At 27.2% G+C, this 20,125-nt stretch carries 17 protein-coding genes; 8 read left to right on the forward strand and 9 right to left on the reverse strand.

Annotated elements, in window-relative coordinates:
• The 5 genes from BP997_RS02280 to BP997_RS02300 all read left to right on the forward strand — a co-directional run.
• On the forward strand, window positions 1-2,436 hold a 2,436-nt coding region (locus BP997_RS02280; RefSeq protein WP_413828748.1), incomplete at its 5' end, for a hypothetical protein.
• A gap of 214 nt (window positions 2,437-2,650) precedes the next feature.
• A complete protein-coding gene (gene pdxS, locus BP997_RS02285) occupies window positions 2,651-3,532 on the forward strand; it encodes a pyridoxal 5'-phosphate synthase lyase subunit PdxS (RefSeq protein ID WP_409198889.1) in 882 nt (293 codons plus the stop codon).
• A gap of 61 nt (window positions 3,533-3,593) precedes the next feature.
• Window positions 3,594-4,439, forward strand: a complete 846-nt coding sequence (locus BP997_RS02290) for a PfkB family carbohydrate kinase (RefSeq protein WP_409198890.1) — start codon at window positions 3,594-3,596, stop codon at window positions 4,437-4,439.
• Window positions 4,440-4,671: 232 nt separating this feature from the next.
• Window positions 4,672-6,600 (forward strand): hypothetical protein, encoded by a 1,929-nt coding sequence (locus tag BP997_RS02295; protein WP_413828750.1) that lies wholly within the window; start codon window positions 4,672-4,674, stop codon window positions 6,598-6,600.
• 159 nt (window positions 6,601-6,759) lie between these two features.
• On the forward strand, window positions 6,760-7,611 hold the full coding sequence (locus BP997_RS02300) for a cation diffusion facilitator family transporter (RefSeq protein ID WP_409198892.1): 852 nt from the start codon (window positions 6,760-6,762) through the stop codon (window positions 7,609-7,611).
• A gap of 301 nt (window positions 7,612-7,912) precedes the next feature.
• Here the strand turns inward: BP997_RS02300 and BP997_RS02305 are convergent, their stop codons facing one another.
• Genes BP997_RS02305 through BP997_RS02320 form a run of 4 tightly spaced genes read right to left on the reverse strand, consistent with a single transcriptional unit; the run spans window position 7,913 to window position 11,088 of the window.
• Window positions 7,913-9,592, reverse strand: a complete 1,680-nt coding sequence (locus BP997_RS02305) for an AMP-binding protein (protein WP_409198893.1) — start codon at window positions 9,590-9,592, stop codon at window positions 7,913-7,915.
• A complete protein-coding gene (locus BP997_RS02310) occupies window positions 9,592-10,044 on the reverse strand; it encodes an acyl-CoA thioesterase (RefSeq protein ID WP_409198894.1) in 453 nt (150 codons plus the stop codon). The genes BP997_RS02305 and BP997_RS02310 overlap by 1 nt, the downstream gene beginning before the upstream one ends.
• Window positions 10,045-10,046: 2 nt before the next feature.
• Window positions 10,047-10,487, reverse strand: coding sequence for an acyl-CoA thioesterase (locus tag BP997_RS02315; RefSeq protein WP_409198895.1), 441 nt, complete (start codon window positions 10,485-10,487; stop codon window positions 10,047-10,049).
• A gap of 22 nt (window positions 10,488-10,509) precedes the next feature.
• Window positions 10,510-11,088, reverse strand: a complete 579-nt coding sequence (locus BP997_RS02320) for a helix-turn-helix domain-containing protein (protein WP_409198896.1) — start codon at window positions 11,086-11,088, stop codon at window positions 10,510-10,512.
• A 1,224-nt stretch (window positions 11,089-12,312) separates the two neighbouring features.
• Here BP997_RS02320 and BP997_RS02325 point away from each other — a divergent pair.
• Together BP997_RS02325 and BP997_RS02330 are read left to right on the forward strand one after the other, a co-directional pair.
• Entirely contained in the window at window positions 12,313-13,533 is a 1,221-nt protein-coding gene (locus BP997_RS02325; protein ID WP_413828752.1) for an ammonium transporter, read from the forward strand.
• A gap of 38 nt (window positions 13,534-13,571) precedes the next feature.
• Window positions 13,572-13,910, forward strand: a complete 339-nt coding sequence (locus BP997_RS02330; RefSeq protein ID WP_409198899.1) for a P-II family nitrogen regulator — start codon at window positions 13,572-13,574, stop codon at window positions 13,908-13,910.
• 80 nt (window positions 13,911-13,990) lie between these two features.
• Here the strand turns inward: BP997_RS02330 and BP997_RS02335 are convergent, their stop codons facing one another.
• Together BP997_RS02335 and BP997_RS02340 are read right to left on the reverse strand one after the other, a co-directional pair.
• Window positions 13,991-14,203, reverse strand: coding sequence for a hypothetical protein (locus BP997_RS02335; protein ID WP_409198900.1), 213 nt, complete (start codon window positions 14,201-14,203; stop codon window positions 13,991-13,993).
• A 229-nt stretch (window positions 14,204-14,432) separates the two neighbouring features.
• On the reverse strand, window positions 14,433-14,660 hold the full coding sequence (locus BP997_RS02340; protein ID WP_409198901.1) for a hypothetical protein: 228 nt from the start codon (window positions 14,658-14,660) through the stop codon (window positions 14,433-14,435).
• 288 nt (window positions 14,661-14,948) lie between these two features.
• Between BP997_RS02340 and BP997_RS02345 the strand changes: the two genes are divergently transcribed.
• Window positions 14,949-17,630: a DUF5814 domain-containing protein gene (locus tag BP997_RS02345; RefSeq protein WP_413824889.1), complete on the forward strand. Its 2,682-nt coding sequence runs from the start codon at window positions 14,949-14,951 to the stop codon at window positions 17,628-17,630.
• A gap of 9 nt (window positions 17,631-17,639) precedes the next feature.
• On the opposite strand, the gene BP997_RS02350 is transcribed toward BP997_RS02345, so the two are convergent.
• The 3 genes from BP997_RS02350 to BP997_RS02360 form a co-directional block, all read right to left on the reverse strand.
• Window positions 17,640-18,239 carry a YigZ family protein gene (locus BP997_RS02350; RefSeq protein ID WP_413828754.1) on the reverse strand — a complete coding sequence of 200 codons (600 nt, stop codon included), beginning with the start codon at window positions 18,237-18,239 and terminating at the stop codon, window positions 17,640-17,642.
• Window positions 18,240-18,407: 168 nt separating this feature from the next.
• Window positions 18,408-18,560: a hypothetical protein gene (locus BP997_RS02355; RefSeq protein ID WP_413828567.1), complete on the reverse strand. Its 153-nt coding sequence runs from the start codon at window positions 18,558-18,560 to the stop codon at window positions 18,408-18,410.
• A 111-nt stretch (window positions 18,561-18,671) separates the two neighbouring features.
• Entirely contained in the window at window positions 18,672-19,868 is a 1,197-nt protein-coding gene (locus BP997_RS02360; RefSeq protein ID WP_409198905.1) for an ATP-binding protein, read from the reverse strand.
• Window positions 19,869-20,125: the final 257 nt, after the last annotated feature.

Below are 20,125 nucleotides of genomic sequence, written 5' to 3' on the forward strand. Positions count from 1 at the left end.
GCTGGTGGTGAGTATACTTTGAAGTATGATTTTGGTGGTAATGAAAATTACTCAAAATCTTCTAGTGAAACATTTATTACTATTAATCCTCAAGCTACTAGTATTAATACTACTGATGTGAGTTATAGTTTTATTTTTAATAGTGAAAGTAATACTGTGACTATTAATCTTTATAATGCTTCTAAGGATTTATTGCCTAATAAAAAGATTTCTTATACTTTTAATGGTGAAGAATCTAAAGAGGCAGTATCTGGTGAAGCATTTGTTTTACCTATAACTGGTTTAAAAGTTGGTGATTATACTTTATCTTATCAATTTATGGGTGATGAGAATTACACAAAATCTAATGTGGTTACTACTAATATTAATGTGATTCAGCAAACTCCAAATATAAGTACTCCATATCTTAAGTATACTTTTACTTATGGTGTGGATAATGCTATTATTGTGACTTTAACTGATTCAAAGTCTAATGATCCTTTAGAGGGTAAGACTATTAAGTATCATTTTGATTCATTAACTGCAGAAACTTTAATTACTAATAGTAATGGTCAAGTTAGTATTCCTGTTTCTAAAGATTTAACTGCTGCTTTAAATCATATTTTGAATTATAATTTTGTTGGTGATTATAATTATACTAATAGGACTGGTTTACAAGTGAATTTTACTATAAATTCTCGGAAGACTTTTGTGAATAATAGTATGGATCATTATATTTTCATTGAAGGTACTAATTCTAATACTGTTCCTGTGTTCTTGTATGATGTTTATAAAACTAAATTATTAACTGGTAAAACTATTTATTATAATATTAATGGAGTGAATGGTTTCACTAATGATGGAATTATCTCTATTCCTAATGGTTTACCTGGTGGACGTGTTTATACTTTAACTTACACTTTCCGTGGTGATGATAATTATATTAAATCTAGTAATAGTTCACTAATTTTCATTCAAAAAATTACACATTTTGAGGGTTTTAATCTCAGCACTATTAATAGTAGTGTTAATTATACTGTTTGTTTAAAGACTTTAGATGGTAATGTTTTAAGTAATGAGAGTTTACTATTCGTATTTAACAATACATATTATCCTGTTGTGACAAATGTGAATGGTGTGGCATGTTTAAGTTTAAACAATTTAAGTTTAGGATCATATAATGTAGATTATGTTTACTTTGGAAACAATTTATACACATCATCTAATGGATTTAGTAATATTAATGTTGTTGATAAATTAAAAACTGATTCTAATATTATTCTCACTTACGATGTTAAAGGTAAAGTTTTAAATTTTAACTTAACAAGTAATAATATTCCTATTAATGAAGCTAATATCACTGTACTTATTAATGGAACTAATTATACTTTAATCACTGATAAGGATGGTTTAGCTAGTATTGATTTAAGTAATTATAGTCTTGGAACTTATAATCTAAGTTATTATTATCCTGGAAATAAGGATATTAATAAGTGTAATGGGTCTTGTAATATTAGTGTAACTAATCCTATTGATTCTGTTTTAACTTTAAACAATTATACTATGACTGTTGGTTTACTTGGTAATCTTACAGGTAAGTTAACTACATTTAATGGTACTCCTTTAAATGGTATGGTGATATTTTTAAATCTCACTAATCTAGGTAATAATTTAAGTAAGGTTTATAATGTTACAAGTGATATTAATGGAGATTATGCTTTACCTATTAATCTTGCAGTAGGAGAATACAGTGCTAGTGCAAGTTATCTTGGAAAAACCATTGGAAATAACACTTACCTTAATATAGGTCCTGTTTATAGTAGTATTAGTATTAAAGCTAATATGACATTTGTTGGTACTGTTTTAAGTGTGAATAATTTAACTGAAACTTATGGTGATGGTTTAAACTTAACTGGAAAACTCTTAGATATTAATGGTAAACCTGTAATTGGTCAACATATCTTATTAAACTTAACACGTCTTAGTGATGGTGTAAGTAAAATTTATCCATGTACAACTGATAATACTGGTGAGTATCAATTAGAAATCAACCTTTACCCTGGAGAATATAGTGTTAGTGGAAGTTTTAATGGTTTAACTGTTAAAAATGTTACTTATTCCCTATCAACTATAATTAATGGTTCAATACTTATTAATAAGGTTGTTACTGTTTTAAGTGCTGATGAATTTCTTGCTAAAGTTAATTATGGTCTTATTTTTACTGGAAAACTTATAAATAGTGAAAGTGAACCATTAAGTAATCAAATGATTAGTATTAATCTTAATAATTCACGTAATGGTTTAAGTAAAACATACTATGTATATACTGATACTAATGGAGTATATAGTTTAGTTATTAATTTAGCTAAAGGATCATATACTGCTCAATGCAGTTTCACGGGTACAAATGAATATGAATCTAGTATTGCAAACACAAGTTTAAGTATTAAAGCTTAATATATAAAATTTTAAAACTTTTTTTTCTTTTTCTTTTTTTATTGTCTTGTTTTAAGTTATTTTTTTTATACAAAAACTTTTATAACAATAGTTATATAATAGTATTGTATATATAAATATTTATAAATACTTAAAAAAATAAATTATTAATTAATATAAAACTTTAAAAATTATAAAAAAATACAATTTAAAAATTTTCTAGGAGAATTATAGAATGGAAAAAGGAACAGACGTATTAAAAGAAGGCTTTGCAAAAATGACTAAAGGTGGAGTCATCATGGATGTAGTAAATGCAAAACAAGCAGCAATTGCAGAAGATGCAGGGGCAGTAGCAGTAATGGCATTAGAAAAAGTACCAGCAGACATCCGTAAAGCAGGTGGAGTAGCAAGAATGGCGGATCCAACTATCGTAGAAGAAGTAGTAGATGCAGTTAGTATACCTGTAATGGCAAAAGCAAGAATAGGACATATTGCAGAAGCACAAATACTTCAAACACTCGGAGTAGACATGATAGATGAAAGTGAAGTACTCACACCAGCAGACGACGAATTCCACATAAACAAAAAAGAATTCACAATCCCATTCGTATGTGGAGCAAGAAACCTCGGAGAAGCATTAAGAAGAATCGACGAAGGTGCAGCAATGATACGAACCAAAGGAGAACCAGGAACAGGAAATGTTGTTGAAGCAGTACGTCACATGAGAATGGTAACTGGGGAAATCAGAGATGTTCAAAACAAAAACACTGAAGAATTAAGAGAATATGCAAGAGTCATAGAAGCACCATTACCATTACTTGAAGAAACAGCAAAACTTGGACACTTACCAGTAGTAAACTTTGCAGCTGGAGGAATTGCAACACCAGCAGATGCATCCTTAATGATGCAACTTGGATCTGATGGAATATTTGTAGGATCTGGAATCTTCAAATCAGGTAATCCAGAAGCATTTGCAAAAGCAATTGTTGAAGCTACAGCTAATTATGATAAACCTGAAAAACTTGCCGAAGTATCCAAAGGACTTGGAGAAGCAATGAAAGGAATAGAAATCTCCAACATTTCAGATTCTGAAAGAATGCAAGAAAGAGGAATATAAAACCTTTCTCTTACTCTTATTTTTTTAAAACATTAATAATACTAAAAGGTAAGAAATTAATATGAAACCAGTATTAGCAATAGGACCACTAAGTAAAGACATACTAATAAACAAAACACAAAAAATAGAAAAAACAGGTGGAGCCTTATACTACCAAAGTCAAATCTACCAATACTTAAAAACCCCATATCAAATAATCCTATCACTAAAAACTGAAGATAAAAACTTAATAAACAACTTCCCTAATCCAGAAAAAATACATCCAATATATAAAAAAGAAACAATAACATTCACTAATAAATACTTAACACCAGAAAAAAGAATACAAACAAGTAACTTCGCAAATACACCAATAACTATAGAAGACATTAAACCATTAACAGAAAATATAAATTTCTCAGCAATAATCTTAAATCCTCTATTAAAAACAGATTTCAACTTAAATATTTATCAATATTTAAATACATTAAAAACACCTATCTATTTAAGTATACAAGGACTTTTAAGAACACAATCTAAGAATAATCAAATAAAATTAGAGAAAAATAAGGACCTTAATCAAATATTACCTTATATAACTGGTTTATTTTTAGATCAATTTGAAGCACAAACATTATATCCAAATGATCCCTTAGATTTAATAGCATATAAATTATCTAAACTAGGACCATTAGAAACAATAATAACACAAGCACATAAAGGTTCACTTATACATTCTAAAATTACTAATACTACAATTTCTGTACCTGCAGTTAAAGTCCAAGAAGAAAATTTTCCAACAGGAGCTGGAGATACTTATATGGCAGCATATATTTCACAAAGATTAAATGGGTATAGTATTAATTATAGTGCAGAATTCGCATCTGAAATCACTAGTAAAAAAATAGAATGGGGTAAACTAATATAAATCCTTGTTTTTATTTTCTGAATTATAAAAACATTTAAAACTTCTTTTGATATCCCTATTTTAAAATTTTTTTTATTCAGTTTTTATTGATTATTTATTTTTAATTTATTTATTATCTTTATTTTGAATGTTGAGGGGGGAATGTTTTATATATTTTTAATTTTATATTTTTAAATGTCGATATGTAATGTATCACTTGTCGTTTATTTATTTTTAAAATTAGGAGGAAAATATGAAAAATTTTAAGTGTTTAAATATTTTAATTATTTTAGTAACGCTAGCTGTCTTAATATTATCTGTTCCTTCAGCTTTTGCAGTTGATACAAATAATTATACAAATGATAATGTAATATTAAATTCTAATACTACTAATAATATTTATGTGGATAATAATACTAATATTCAAACTGTTATTGATAATGCCAGTGAAGGTTGTAATATTGTTTTAAGCAATGGCACATATCATGAGTCCGGTTTAATTGTTAATAAAAGTTTAAATTTTATTGGTGATGAAAATTCTATTATCAATGCTACAAATTTTAATACAAGTATTTTCACCATAACAGGAAAAAATACTAATATTATGTTTGCTGGTTTAAATTTTATTGGAGGTTCTAGTAATTTTGGTGGTGCTTTAGACATTTATGATGCAAAAGTTACTATTTCTAATTGTAATTTCACAGGTGCCTATGCTAGTAACAATGGTGGTTGTATAGCTAATCTTGGTGGAAATTTAATAATTGATAATTCCTTTTTTAATAACTGTAGTAGTGGTCATAACGGTGGTTCAATAAACTGTTTTAATGGGGATTTAACCTTAACTAATAGCTTTTTTGCAAATTGTAAATGTGATTATGATGGGGGTGCAATTTCCCTAAATAATTACAGTAGTGGAAAAATTATAGGTAACTTTTTTATAAATAACACTGCAGGTGAATGGGGTGCTTGTGTTTATGAATGGAATGCAATAACTGTTAATATTACTAATAATATTTTTATTTCTAATAATGCTAAAAAAGGTGCTTGTTTATTCATCTATGGTGCAAATAATATAACTGGTAATGTTTTTAAAAATAATAGTGCTGATTATGGTGCAGGAGTATATGTTGAAGAAGCTTATGGATCTGTACTTTCAAGTGTTGAATGTAATTTTAATAGTTTTATTAATAATATTGCATTAAATGGTAGTGATGTTTACATTTATCGTTGTTCATTACCTAGTAATTTTAATAATAACTGGTGGGGAATAAATAACCCTTTAACCAATATTAGTCAATTTAACCAATCTTACTATGATATTAAAAATGATGTAGGTTTACCATCTACATGGTTAAACACTAAAGCTACCTATAAAAATAGTATAATAACTGTTGAAATGGCCTCATCTAATACTTCTAGTAAGGATAATATTAATTTACCAGTTTTCGCTAATTTATATTATAATAATAATTTAATAGATACAAATATTTTAATTAATGGAACTACAGATTTTAATGTTTCATCATATGAATTAGATAATATACTAATTAATGTAGGTAATCAAAATTTCACTTTCACATCAACTAATACTAGTACTATTCTTAATAGTTCTAATGTTTCTGTAATTTATGGTTATACTAATAAATACACTGTTAAATTAACAACTAATACTGGTAAAGCTTTATCCAATGAAGAAGTTCTTTTAAATATTACTAATTTAAGTAATGGATTAAACAAGGTATATAAGATTTTAACTGATAATGAAGGTATTGCAAGTTTACCTATTAATCTTTTAACAGGTGCCTATAGTATGAATGCAAGTTATTCTGGAAATAATCAGTATACATCATCAACAATTTTCACTTATTATAACATTATAACAAACCTTTATAATACTAATCTAATTGTTAATAATTTTAATGAAACATTTGATAGTGGTAATTCTTTAATTGGTAAATTGAGTGATGTGTGGGGAAATCCTATAGTAAATAGAATTGTTAATTTAAAATTATCCTGTTTAAGTGATGGTGTTAGTAAAACTTATTATGTTACCACTGATACTAATGGGGAGTATAATTTACCTATAAATTTAAATATTGGTTGTTATAAAGTAGATTGTTCTTTTGATGGGGATAATCCTTATTTAGCAAGCAGTACCTTGGGTACAATTACTGTTTATTAATTAAATTTAATTTTTTATTTTTTTTAGATTATTTGTTAAGTTCTTTTTTTTATAGAATTAGTTTTTATATATTTTAAAACATTTTTCATATGAATATTTGCTCATATGATTAATTTATCTTATATAATATTATATACTGTTTAAAACATAAAACTACTTATGAATAAATTAGATGATTATAATCATAAAGCTACTGTGCATTTATCCTTTGCACTAGTTTTAAATCTACTTTTTAATGTTATTGTTATTGTTGGAGGATTACTTACTAATAGTATTGCGATTCTTGCAGATGCTGTTCATGATGTTGGTGATACTCTTGCAATTTTTATTGCATGGTTTTTGCAAAAGTTTTCTGAACGTGGTCGAAATTATATTTACACTTATGGATATAAACGGTTTAGTGTTTTAGGTGCAGTACTCACAAGTACTATTGTTATTTGTGCTTGTGTCGTTGTATTATATGAAGCTTTTAGTCGTTTATTTGCACCTGTGGAACCTTCTTCAACTGGTATGGTTCTTGTTGCCCTATTAGGTATCCTTTTAAAAGGTTTATCAGTTTATGCCTTACATGGAGGTAAAACATTTAATGAACGAAGTATTCTTGTTCACTTGTTTGGTGATGTTGTTGAATGGATTGTTGTTTTAATTTTAAGTGTTGTGCTTGTATTCTATAATATTCCTATTTTAGATCCTTTAGCTAGTATCGGTATTAGTTTATGGATTATTTATAATCTTGGAAATAATCTTTATCGTAGTTTAAAAGTACTGGTACAATCAGTACCTAATGATTTTGATTTAAAAACTTTTAAATCAGAAGTTACAAATATCCAGGGTGTTATTGGTGTTGAAGATTTACATGTGTGGAGTCTTGATGGAATTAGTAATGTTCTCACTTTAAAGATTAAGACAAATATGACTGATGCTAATAGTTTATTTAAAATTAAAGATGAAGTAAATAATATTGCTTCTAATTATGATGTTAGTGATTCTACAGTTGAGTTTAAAACCTAAAAACTTTTCATTTACACCATCAACTTTCATTTTCAATATTTTTAAAGATTCCTTTCATTATTTTATTAAATCTTTTCTTGTTTTCAATAATTTTAATCTTTCCATCCGTTTAAACCTATCTTCTAATCTTATTATTTAAAAAGTAATAATAAATGTATATATCTATTATTTAATTTTCACTTTTCTATAAATTAATATTTATAAAAAACTAAGAACTAATAAAAAAAAGTATTTGATAATTTGTGAGTATAAAAAAAAGTTTTTAAAATAAGGAAAAAAATTTGGAGAATTTAAATTTAATTTATAAATCTCCATTTACTTTTCGCTCTTCAAGTAATTTAAGACCTAAATCTCCAAGTTTATACTTTTGAATTTTTCCACTAGTAGTTAATGGGAATTCTTCTACAAAGAATACATATTTAGGAACCTTAAATCTTGCAATATTACCTATACAAAAGTCTCTTATATCAGCTTCTGTTAAGTCATCACAATTATCTTCTTTAATTATGAATGCACCTACGATTTCCCCATATTTTTCATCAGGTATTCCTGCTACTTGTGCATCTTGGATACATGGATGAGTGAATAAGTATTCTTCAATTTCACGAGGGTAAATATTTTCCCCTCCACGTATAATCATATCTTTAATACGTCCAACAATACTATAATATCCATCTTCATCTTCCACAGCTAAATCTCCACTGTGTAACCATCCATCAGGTTCAATGGTTTCAGCAGTTTTCTCAGGCATGTTATAGTATCCTTTCATCACATTGAATCCTTTACACATTATTTCCCCTTTTTCTCCTTGAGGTAATTCTTCACCAGTTTCAGGATCTACAATTTTAACCTCAATGTTTGGGAATTTTCTACCTACAGTGTTAACTTTCTTTTCAAAAGTATCTTCTGCACATGTTTGTGTGAATCCTGGTGCTGCTTCAGTTAATCCATAAACACTTGTGATTTCTTTCATGTTCATTTTATCTATTACAGCTTTCATTGCTTCTTTTGGACATGTGGAACCTGCCATAATACCTGTTCTTAAACTAGTTAAGTCGAACATATCAAACATAGGATGGTTTAATTCTGCAATGAACATTGTTGGAACTCCATAAACACTAGTACATTTTTCTTTTTGGATACTAGATAAAGTGAGTAATGGGTTGAATTCTTCTAACATTACAAGTGTTGAACCATGAGTGATTACTGACATTACTCCAAGAACTGTTCCAAAACAGTGGAATAATGGTACAATTAAACATAAACGATCTTTATTAGTATAGTTCATGTTTTCCCCAATATAAAATCCATCGTTTACAATATTTCTACTTGTTAACATTACTCCTTTTGGGAATCCTTCTGTACCACTAGTATATTGCATCATGATTACATCATTCTGATCCACATTAGCTTTTGCATCAGTTAATTCTTTATCTGCAACATTTTGACCTAATAAAAGTAATTCATTAGTATTGTACATTCCCCGGTGTTTTCTTTGTCCAATATAGATTATATCTTTTAAATGTGGATATTTTTTACTGTGAAGATTTCCTCTTGCTTGTGTTTTTAATTCTGGTACTAGTTCATACATTATGTTAAAGTAAGATGTGTCACGGAATCCATCAGTCATAGCTATTGCTTTCATGTCTGATTGTTCTAATACATAATCTACTTCATGTTTTTGGTAAGCAGTATTCATTGTTACAAGTACTGCACCAATTTTTGCTGTTGCAAACATGAATGTTATCCATTCAGGCACATTTTTTGCCCATATTCCAACATGATCTCCTTTTCCAACTCCAATTCCAAGTAATCCTTTTGCTAGATTATCTGCTCTTTCATCGAATTCTTTGTATGTGAAACGTAGTCCTCTGTCTGGGTAAACTAAAAATTCATGGTCTGGTTGTTTTTTTACCATGTCTTCAAAGAATGCTCCTAGACTTTTTTCTGTGAATAATTCTGAAATTTTAAACACCACCATTATATATTATTTTTTTTATTTTTCTTTAAAAAGCAATCATTTGCTATTTCATCTTCACTAATTAAGTGTTCTCTAAGTTTCTCTTTAATCTCTTCTGGTATGGGTTCTTTGTGTTGTGCCATAAAATCAAAGTTAACTACTACACTTTTTCCTTTAGCTTTTAATTCTCCATCTTGCCATGCTTCATGGCCTGTAACAAAAGATGTGTTTCCAATATGTAATATGTAAGTTTTTATAAGTACATCTTTACCATAAACGGTTTTTCCAACAAAATCGTTTTCTGTACGCAACATTATAAGTTTCCATTTTTCATAATGTAGGTCTAAATCCGGTGTGAAAAATCTGAATACATCATTTCTCCCAACTTCAAACCAGTTACCTATCACTGTGTTGTTTACACAACGCATTGCATCAATGTCCCCGAATTGTGGTTGAACTATAGTTTCAAACATTTTTATTTCACCTTCATACTTGGTATGTGTTTTCCGATTTCTTCTTCACTTATTAAGTGTTTATTAAGTTTTTCTTTTATGTCCTCAGGTATTGGCATTTGTTCATTGTTTATCCAATCATAGTATACAAGAATTGATTTTCCAACTGCTTTTAATTCTCCATTTTGCCATGCTTCTTCCCCTGTGGTAAATGAGGTTTCACCAACTCTTAAAATATATGATAAGATTGTTACATCTTTTCCAAAGAATGTTTGTCCAACAAAGTTTGCTTCATTGTGTACAAGTATTAATTTCCAGTCTTCATCTTCTAAGCTTAAATTTGGTGTGAAAAATTTAAATATTTCATTTCTAGCAAGCTCAAACCAGTCTACCATTTTATTATTGTTTACATGTTTTAAACCATCTATATCTCCAAAACGGGGAGTTACTGTTATTTCAAACATTTTTATGTTCTCCCATTTTATTTTAATCTTTTGGAGTGTAGAGTACTGCTAATATTTGTGATTTTTCTTTATGATAACTGTGAAGGTGGTGTGGTACGATTCCATCGTAGTATGCACTATCACCTTTGTTTAGTATACTTGTTTCTTTTCCATATTCTAATTCTATGTCCCCATTTAAAACATATATAAATTCTTCACCTTCATGGCTAGATAATTCATAGTTTTCTTCTTTAGATTCAACATCTATTATGAATGGTTCCATATGTCTGTCTACTTTTCCTGCTGCTAATGCATGGAATTCTAAATCTGAACTATTTGTTACATTTTCTCTTCCACTGAAGTATACGGTATGATCACTTTTTCCCCCTCTTACTATTATTGGATCTTCTTCAGGGGTGTCATCAAGGAATGTTCCGAGTCTTACTCCTAATGCACGAGATATTTTAGTTAGTGGTGTGAGTGATGGTATCACATCTCCTTTTTCTATAGCTTTTACTATAGGGAGGCTTACTCCACTATCTTCTGCTAGTTGTTTGATTTCCATGTCTTGGGTTTCTCTCATCTGTTTTACTTTAAATCCTATACTATTTTTTTCAGGCATTTTTTCTACCATCCTATTATGAAAAATTTTTTTAATATTAAGTTGTTATTTTTTTTTTTGGAAGTTTTTAAAAATATTTTAAACTAGTAAAATTCTTGTAGTTTAATTTTTATTAAAATTAGTAAATTAATTATAAAAAAAATCTTAATCTTAATTTTTTTTATTATAATAATAATTATTATATTATATTAATTATTTTTATGATTATTTTTTCTGAAAGTTTTTGATAAAATTATTTATTTTTTATTTGTTTGGTTTCTATTTCTCTTTCAGATAAATTATTTTTTTTTGTAGGTGTGAAATTACTATTATATTGTAGTTAATTTACTTGAATATCTGTTGGGTACAGACTATTGGTTATTATGTTCCCTGTGTATTGAGCAGCGATGCTGCTCAAACCTAATGTTAACAAACCTATGGATAATAATTTTATTGTATCTCCTTTTGTTATTGAATTCAAGTTTGTTCACCTATATTAATTGTTTTGTATTTAAAATAGTTTTTATATATATTTTTTGTATAATTTTCTATTATACATTTTTAATATTGAATTTTTTATCATTTAAAGTTTGTTATTGTTTGAACATTTTTTTACTATTTTTTTTAGTGTTTTCCCTATTTTTAAATATTTTTTTATTTTTTATTTTTTTCAGATCATTATTTTAGTGTTGTGCCGGTGATTTTTTCAAATTTTTTCCGGTTTGCATGTTTTTTTAAGATTCATATTTTTTTAATTTTTTTCCTATTTTTTTATCTTAAATTTTTATTTATAATGTATTTTATTTTTATTTCTATTTTTATTGGTTTTATGTTTTTATTTTATCTTTTTAGTTTTGTTTTTTTGTTTTTTTTATTTTTTATCTTTTTAATGTTGGTTTTGGATTCTTATTTTTTTACCAAAACATTTAAATACTCTTGTAAACAACATTATTATGTCGGAAGGTGGTTTCCGTATTCCGGCAAAAAATATTTTTTGAATAAACATCCATTTTTAAGAAATGATTCTTAATTCAAAAAGAATATGATAAATATTTTAAGAATAATCAAAAACCATTTCAAAAAAAATTCATAATTTTATAAGCTAAAAAAAAATTTCTAATTAATCATTTAATTTAAAAAGTTTGTTTATTCAAAAAAAAATTTTAATAAAAAAATAACGGAAAACCTCACAAAAAAAATTAATTTAAAATCAAAAATAATATTTACAGAAGAGAGAAGATTTATATGTCAGCAATCGCAGCATTAAGTTCAGGTGATACAGCATGGATAATAGTAGCATCTATTCTAGTATTACTCATGAGTATACCTGGAGCCGCATTTTTTTATGGCGGACTAGCTAAAAAGAAAAACGTATTAAACACAATGTTTTTAACACTCATAACATTTGCAATAATTGCATTAATATGGGTAACTTATGGATATTCATTTGCCTTTGGTTCAACAATTAATGGAATCATAGGAGCACCTGCAAACCTATTTATGTCAGGAATTTCTCCAGATGCATTAAATGGATCAATACCAACAATGCTTTATATAGTGTTCCAATTAACATTTGCAGCATTAACAGGAGCATTAATATCAGGTGCAGTAGTAGGAAGAATGAAAACATCTTCATGGATAGTATTTATTATCGCATGGGCAACACTTGTATACCTACCAATATGTCATTGGGTATGGGGTGGAGGATGGTTAATGAACCTCGGAGCTCTTGATTTCGCAGGAGGTACAGTAGTTCATATTAACTGTGGTCTATCCGCATTAGCACTTATCTTAGTATTAGGTGCACGTAAAGAAAAAACATTATTACCTCATAACTTAACAACATCCATACTTGGTGCAGCATTCCTATTCTTTGGATGGTTAGGATTCAATGGAGGATCTGCATTAACAGCTGGAGGATTAGCTTCCAGTGCCATACTTGTAAGTATAGTAGCAGCATGTGCAGCACTCATCATGTGGTGTATTATTGATGCTATAAAAGTTGGAAAACCAACAGTATTAGGTGCAATAACAGGACTCATAGCAGGACTTGTAGCAATCACTCCTGCAGCAGGATTTGTTGATGTTCCAGCAGCAATTATAATTGGTCTTGGAGCTTCATTAGTTTCATACTTCGCAGTATACTACATTAAAGAAAGACTTGGATACGATGATGCATTAGATGTATTTGGTGTACACGGATGTTCCGGTATATTTGGATCAATCGTAACAGGTATATTCGCATCCCCATTCATTAACTCCGCAGCATCAGGATTATTATATGGAAATCCAGGACAAGTAGGAATACAATTACTTGCAACTGCAGTCTCAATAGTATGGGCATTTGGTGTAAGTTATATCATTGCTAAAGTAATCGATAAAACAATGGGTCTAAGAGTAGAAGAATCAGTTGAAGTAGAAGGATTAGATACCAATCTTCACGAAGAATCCGGATACAACTTATAAGATCAAAAACAATATATTATTAATGGAGTCATGATAACTTGAAAAGAATAATAGCAGTAATTCGTGAAGCAAAATTAGAAGATGTAAAAAAAGCCTTAATAAGAATAGGGTGTGATGGAATGAACATCTCCGAAATTAGAGGAAGAGGACGACAATTAGGAATAAAAGAATCATACAGAGGTTCAAACTATTGTATAGATTTAATCCCAAAAACACGTGTAGAACTAATTGTCAAAGACGAAGATGTTGAAGAAGTTAGTCAAGTAGTAATAGATGCTGCAAGAACTGGTGATGTTGGAGATGGTAAAATTTTCATCTCACCAATTGATGAAGTCATAAGAATAAGAACAGGTGAAAGAGGAGACGATGCAGTATAATGCATCTAATCCAAATCCCACCTTCTTTCTCCTTTTTTTAAAATTACTAAATATAATAAATTAATAAATAACTTTTTTTTTTAAACTTCAGGTAAACAATAAGCCATGAAAGCAACTAAAATCATATAAACTAAATAAATTATACCTGCCCAAATATTACTTGTAAAACTAAGAACTATCCAAAAAACAAAAGTAATAATTAAAAAATAGATTCCAATATGATCATGTTGCATAACATGACCTAAACCGGGCATAATCAAACTAATTATTCCTGCAAAAACACTTTCAACCATTATAAATAATTTCCTTATTAAACTTATAATTAATAAAACTTTAAAATCATAAGTATTTAACTCTTATTATTTATGAAATTTAAAACTATCATTTTAATATAATAAAAAGATGAATTTTGTAGAAATAGTATCAAAAAATATTTCGTGTTTATAAAAAATTAGTATTTTAAGGGGTTAATAAGGGGAAATTAATAAATAAAAATTTTCCCCAAAATTTAAATTTTTAATTTTATTCACTCATTTTGTAAGTATCATATGCAAAGTAAATACAATATATTAATACTATGATTGCTAATATGCTGTATACAATACTACCTTTAGTGGAGAACATAATTGCACCGAGTATAAGATAAATGATGAATATTATAATATTTTTTTTAGTTTCTCCACCTTGTATTAATTCTCCAATACCTGGTAAGAAAAATGAGATTATTGTAGCTAAATATTTATTTACCATAATTTTCACCTCCATAAAAATGTTTATTAATATTTTATTATTATACTTAAGATATATTAATACTTTTTGTTTTTTTTTTATTTGTTTTTTTTTTATAATTAAATCTTATTTTTAAAGTATTGTAATTTTAAGTATTGTTTTAATCTTTAGATTAATAATTAAAGAAACATTTTTTTTAGAAATTTATTTTTTTGTCTATTTTTTTATTATTTTTTTTATTTAAGTTTAAAAAGATTAATTATTTTTGGGAAATTTATATTAAAAATAAGATATATAATTATATTTAATATGATTATTTTAAGAAAAAGTAAAAATGCTTGGAAAATGTATCCTATAGGTTCTCCTAAAGGGGCTTTAAACACTAGAAGGGAACCTGAATTTGTAGGAACACTTAAATTTCACTATGATGAAGCAGGTTTTAACTTAAACAAATATATTAAGAAAACTGAAAACGAGGATAAATTATATCCTCCCTCTGATGCTATAAATTTCTTGCGCTCACAAGCAGTATTTCTAGCTAGTCATGATGAGGATATAGAAGAATTTTTAACCAGTTCTAATATAAAAGTAAGACATACTAAAGTTTGTCCCCACTGTATATATGAAGGGTTTGTAACAATCATTAGTAAAGATTATAGTTACTCTTATCATGATCAAAGAATTTGTAAAACTTGTGCTGAAGAAACTATTAAAAGAGAAATGAAACTTCGAAGATATGATAAGCATGTTTTTAAAAATTTTAGTCGAGTTTTGCAGAAAACTGGAAGTTTAGATACTGTACTTGAAATGTTATCTCCAAAGTTTGATCCTTTAAAACATAATAATTTAACACTTTTTGATAAGATTAAAGTGAATGATAATAAGTTTCCTGAAATCAAGATGAGTAGATTAAAAGTTCCTAAACCATTTAAAAAAGTATTAACTAGGGATCCTGATGCAAAACTTTTACCTGTGCAATTACTTGCTATACGTGAAGGTGTGATGCGTGATGAGGATATGCTTGTTGTTTCTGCTACTGGTAGTGGTAAAACTTTAATTGGTGAACTTGCAGGTATTCCTAAGGCTTTAAATGGTAAGAAGTTTCTTTTTTTAACACCTCTTGTTGCACTTGCTAATCAGAAGTATCGTGATTTTAAAAAGAAATATGAACCTTTAGGTTTAAAAGTTGCAATTAAAGTTGGACAAAATCGTATACATGCTAAAAATGAATTAAGCTTACCAGATTCTAATATTACTAATTCTGATATTATTGTTGGTACTTATGAAGGTTTAGATTTCATGTTACGTAGTGGTAAGAAGGATTTACTAACTAATCTTGGAGTAGTGCTTATTGATGAAATTCACACAATTTCAGATCCTGATAGAGGTTTAAGATTAAATGGTTTAATTAATCGTATACGTAATCTGTTCCCCAAAACTCAGTTGATTGGTTTAAGTGCTACTGTTCGTAATCCTAAAGTTTTAGCTGATGCTTTTAATATGAAACTTGTGGAATATGATCAACGTCCTGTACCTTTAGAGCGACATCTTGTTTTTGTTAGAAATGAGGTTCAAAAACGTTTAATTATGAAGAAACTTGTACAAAAGGAATATCATAGTAAGAGTAGTAAAGGTTTTAAAGGTCAAACTATTATTTTCACTAATTCTCGTCGTAAAACTCATAAAATTGCGAATTTTTTAAGTAATAAAGGAATTAATGCTAGTGCTTATCATGCAGGTTTATCTTATTATAAGAAGGAACGTATTGAGAAAAATTTTGGTAAAGGTAAGATTGCTGCTGTTGTAACTACTGCCGCTTTAGCTGCTGGTGTGGATTTCCCTGCCAGTCAAGTTATTTTTGAATCTTTACTTATGGGTAATAAATGGATTAGTCCTAATGAATTTAGTCAAATGCTTGGAAGAGCAGGACGTCCTAGTTATCATGATCGAGGTATGATTTATTTATTACCTGAAATTGATAATGAATTTGACAATATATCTGAGGAAGTTACTGCTTTAAATTTACTTGAAAGTGATGTTGAAGATGTTCATGTTAATTATACTGAATCAGGTACTTTAGAAGAGATTTTAGCTGATGTTAGTAGTGAGTCTTTAACTAATATTCAAATGATACATGATTTTTACTCTAAAAAACCAATTCCTATAGAACTAGATATAGGGGTAAATGAATTAATAGATAATAAAATGTTAAACCTTGATTATAATAAAAATGTTAACTCTTCAAAGTATGGTCGAGCAGTAAGTATGAGTTTTTTATCACCGGAAGATGGAGAATATGTGAAGAATTCACTTAAACGTGGAGATTACTTAAACCAATTTATAAACAAACCTTACATGCAAAAACGTATTACAAAAATTTCATCAAAAAAACAAACAACACATAAAAGTTTAGAATCACAAAAAAATAAAAAAAATAAAAATAAGAACAAAAAAACTAAAAAAAATAATTATAAACACTTAGATAAAAATAATCCAGAATTAAAAATAGAAAACATTGCAATGGATTTAGAATTATTTGAAAACGCTTACCTCTCTCCAGTAATACATAAACAAATATCAAACAGTATGAAAATGAATTTTTCAACAAGATTATTCAGCGAATCCACTTTAGATATTATATCCTCTGGGGATGTTCTAGCTAAAGTAGATAAAAAATTTCAAGAAGCATTACTTCGTTTACAAATAGATTTCTTACGTTGTAAATGTAAAGATCGTCCATTTTGTGATTGCTTACAAAGAGGAGTTACTATGATAATTTTAGAGCAACGTTTAAAACATAAAGATCCTAATGATATTAGTCGTAAACTCTATAATGAGTACCAAATACAAGCTTATCCTGGAGATATTTATAGTTGGTTAGATACTTTTGTCCGTAACTTAGATGCTATTAAACGCATAAGTAAAGCATTTGATAATAAGAAAATGGTTAAAGCTTGTAATAATTTAATTAAAGTTATAGAAAAAGGATAAAAAAAGATTTCATTGCTTTTCAAGGAATTTTTCACCAAGACTAATTATTCGTATTTGATTTTGTAATTTGCTTTTAATAGACTCTAAAAGTTTAACATCTAATAAAGCTATAATGTATTTCACATCTTCCACATACTCTTTTTTAATTATTCTTAAGTTATGGTTTCTAATTTCATTATCCACATTCTTTATAATAGTGTAAGAAAATATTAATTGAACTGTTTGGTATTTTTCCATTTCAACTATTTCTGCGGTTTCTAAAGTGTTTTGCACACTTTTACTATATGCTCTAACAAGTCCTCCAGCACCTAATTTTATTCCACCAAAATATCTAGTTACTATTGCTGTGATGTTTTGAAGATTATTTTTCTTTAAAATATTAAGCATAGGTCTTCCAGCAGTTCCACTAGGTTCACCATTATCATCATAACCTTCACCCTCTTCTACAATATAAGCAGTGCAATTATGGGTTGCATCTTTAAATTCCTCAGATATTTGTTTAATTATTTCTTTGGCTTGTTTTTCATTAGTTGAAGGTATTAATCTACAGATGAATTCTGATTTTTTAATGTTTAATTCATTAATATATGTTTGTTTAATGGTTTTCATAAAAAAGTAGTCACCAAAATTTAATTATAGTTTTTTCTGTTTTTTTTAATATTTTAATATTATTCTTTAAAAACTATTTTTTTTAAGAGATCCATATTTAATAATTAAAAGAAGTAAGTAGTATTTTAAAAAAGATTTTTTAAATTGAAAATTATAAATTTTCTTTTTTTATAGTAATAAAAACATTTTTACACCAATGATTATGAAAACAACACCAGCGATTCTTGATATTAATTCATGATAGCTTTGGAAGTATCCTCCAAAATAATTTCCAACACATAATACTATTACAGTTAAAACGATATCAACAGCTAAAATCATTTAAAATGGAACACCATTTGCTCCAGATAAAGTACCAATTAATAAATTATCTAATTCTGCAGCACCAATAAGTGCTATAAGTTCTACTAACATTTTTTATCAATCCTTTTATTATATTGATTTGGTTTTTAAAAATTCTATTATATTATAATGTTTTATTCCTTTTTGTGAAAAATCAGTTTCATCTGCACTTATTACGAATTTTGGATAATTATTTTCAATTTTTAATAATTCTCCAAATTCTCTTTTTTCATCATTTTCACAGGTTAAATAATCTGTAATTTGGAAGTAAATTTTTTCATCATTTTTAATGCAAATAAAGTCTATTTCTTTATCTCTTAGTTTACCTATTGTAATACTATAGCCACGTCTTAACATTTCCATATAAACTATGTTTTCTAAGATTTGACTTAAACATTCTGTGTTATTTAAACATAATGCTTGTCTGAATCCGTGGTCTGTTAGGTAAAATTTTTCATTAGTTTTTAGGACTTTATCTTCTATTAAATCTTCTCTTTTTACTTTGTGTATGAAGTATGCTTCTTCACAGTAAGTTAAGTAATTATAAACTGTTTCGTGACTAATTTTTAGGCCTTGTTTTTTGAAATATTTTGAAATACTATTTGCTGAGAATGGGAAACCAATGTTTAATGTGATGAATCTTATTAATTGATCTAGGATCATAGTACTTTTTATGGGATTTTTTTGAACTACTTCTTTGAAAATTATGGAATTATATAAATCTTCTAAATAAGTGAGTTTTAAATCTTCATTTAAATTAGAAACGTATGGTATTCCTCCAGATATTAAGTATTCTTCAAATATTAATTTTTCATTGTATTTTTCTTTTTTTTCTTTTTTTGATTCTATTATTTCTTTAAAATTTAAGGGATAGATTTTTATTATCTTATAATCTTGTTTTAATCTTTGTAATTTTTCGTTTAATTTGTGTTTATTGCTGATTGTGAGGTAAATATCAGTGTTGGTGTTTTGTAATTTATTTATACTTTCATTCCAGTTTTCTACATTTTGGATTTCATAAAAGAATATGTATTGTTTTTCTTTTGTAATTTTTTTTTCTAGTATTTTGTCTAGTTGGGTATTATTTTTGATTTTGTGGTATGTTCCATTTTCAAAATTAATTTCTGTAATGTTTTCTTTTTTGGTTTGTCTTTTTTTTAATTCTTCTATTGTATTTTTTAGTATTTTTGTTTTACCTGCTCTTTTTATTCCGGCTAGTATTTTTATACAGTTTTGGTCTATTAGTTCTTTGATTTGATTCGTGTATATTTCTCTTTCTATTGTCATTTTTTTCACTTTTGACTATTTTTTTAGTCACGTTTTTTTGTTTGTCTTCATAATATATAAAAGTTTTGCGTCTACAACTGCAAAAAATATGCAATTACTAAATTTTTATACTGTACATACAAAATTTAGTAAATTTTTAATTTTTACTCTAAAACTAAAAAATACACTCAAAAAAAATGAGTATTTAAAAAAAATTTAGATTAACTAATAAATTTACTGTTAAATTATAAATTTAAAATTAGGCTCTGTAGAAATCC

Source organism: Methanobrevibacter sp. UBA412 (assembly GCA_002495685.1).
In the GTDB taxonomy this organism is placed as follows: domain Archaea; phylum Methanobacteriota; class Methanobacteria; order Methanobacteriales; family Methanobacteriaceae; genus Methanobrevibacter_A; species Methanobrevibacter_A acididurans.

Bases quoted from the DNA above. Each gene is read 5' to 3' on its own strand.
- pdxS (WP_409198889.1), top strand. From the start codon at position 2,651: ATGGAAAAAGGAACAGACGTATTAAAAGAAGGCTTTGCAAAAATGACT.
- BP997_RS02290 (WP_409198890.1), top strand. From the start codon at position 3,594: ATGAAACCAGTATTAGCAATAGGACCACTAAGTAAAGACATACTAATA.
- BP997_RS02295 (WP_413828750.1), top strand. From the start codon at position 4,672: ATGAAAAATTTTAAGTGTTTAAATATTTTAATTATTTTAGTAACGCTA.
- BP997_RS02300 (WP_409198892.1), top strand. From the start codon at position 6,760: ATGAATAAATTAGATGATTATAATCATAAAGCTACTGTGCATTTATCC.
- BP997_RS02305 (WP_409198893.1), bottom strand. From the start codon at position 9,592: ATGGTGGTGTTTAAAATTTCAGAATTATTCACAGAAAAAAGTCTAGGA.
- BP997_RS02310 (WP_409198894.1), bottom strand. From the start codon at position 10,044: ATGTTTGAAACTATAGTTCAACCACAATTCGGGGACATTGATGCAATG.
- BP997_RS02315 (WP_409198895.1), bottom strand. From the start codon at position 10,487: ATGTTTGAAATAACAGTAACTCCCCGTTTTGGAGATATAGATGGTTTA.
- BP997_RS02320 (WP_409198896.1), bottom strand. From the start codon at position 11,088: ATGCCTGAAAAAAATAGTATAGGATTTAAAGTAAAACAGATGAGAGAA.
- BP997_RS02325 (WP_413828752.1), top strand. From the start codon at position 12,313: ATGTCAGCAATCGCAGCATTAAGTTCAGGTGATACAGCATGGATAATA.
- BP997_RS02335 (WP_409198900.1), bottom strand. From the start codon at position 14,203: ATGGTTGAAAGTGTTTTTGCAGGAATAATTAGTTTGATTATGCCCGGT.
- BP997_RS02340 (WP_409198901.1), bottom strand. From the start codon at position 14,660: ATGGTAAATAAATATTTAGCTACAATAATCTCATTTTTCTTACCAGGT.
- BP997_RS02345 (WP_413824889.1), top strand. From the start codon at position 14,949: ATGATTATTTTAAGAAAAAGTAAAAATGCTTGGAAAATGTATCCTATA.
- BP997_RS02350 (WP_413828754.1), bottom strand. From the start codon at position 18,239: ATGAAAACCATTAAACAAACATATATTAATGAATTAAACATTAAAAAA.
- BP997_RS02355 (WP_413828567.1), bottom strand. From the start codon at position 18,560: ATGATTTTAGCTGTTGATATCGTTTTAACTGTAATAGTATTATGTGTT.
- BP997_RS02360 (WP_409198905.1), bottom strand. From the start codon at position 19,868: ATGACAATAGAAAGAGAAATATACACGAATCAAATCAAAGAACTAATA.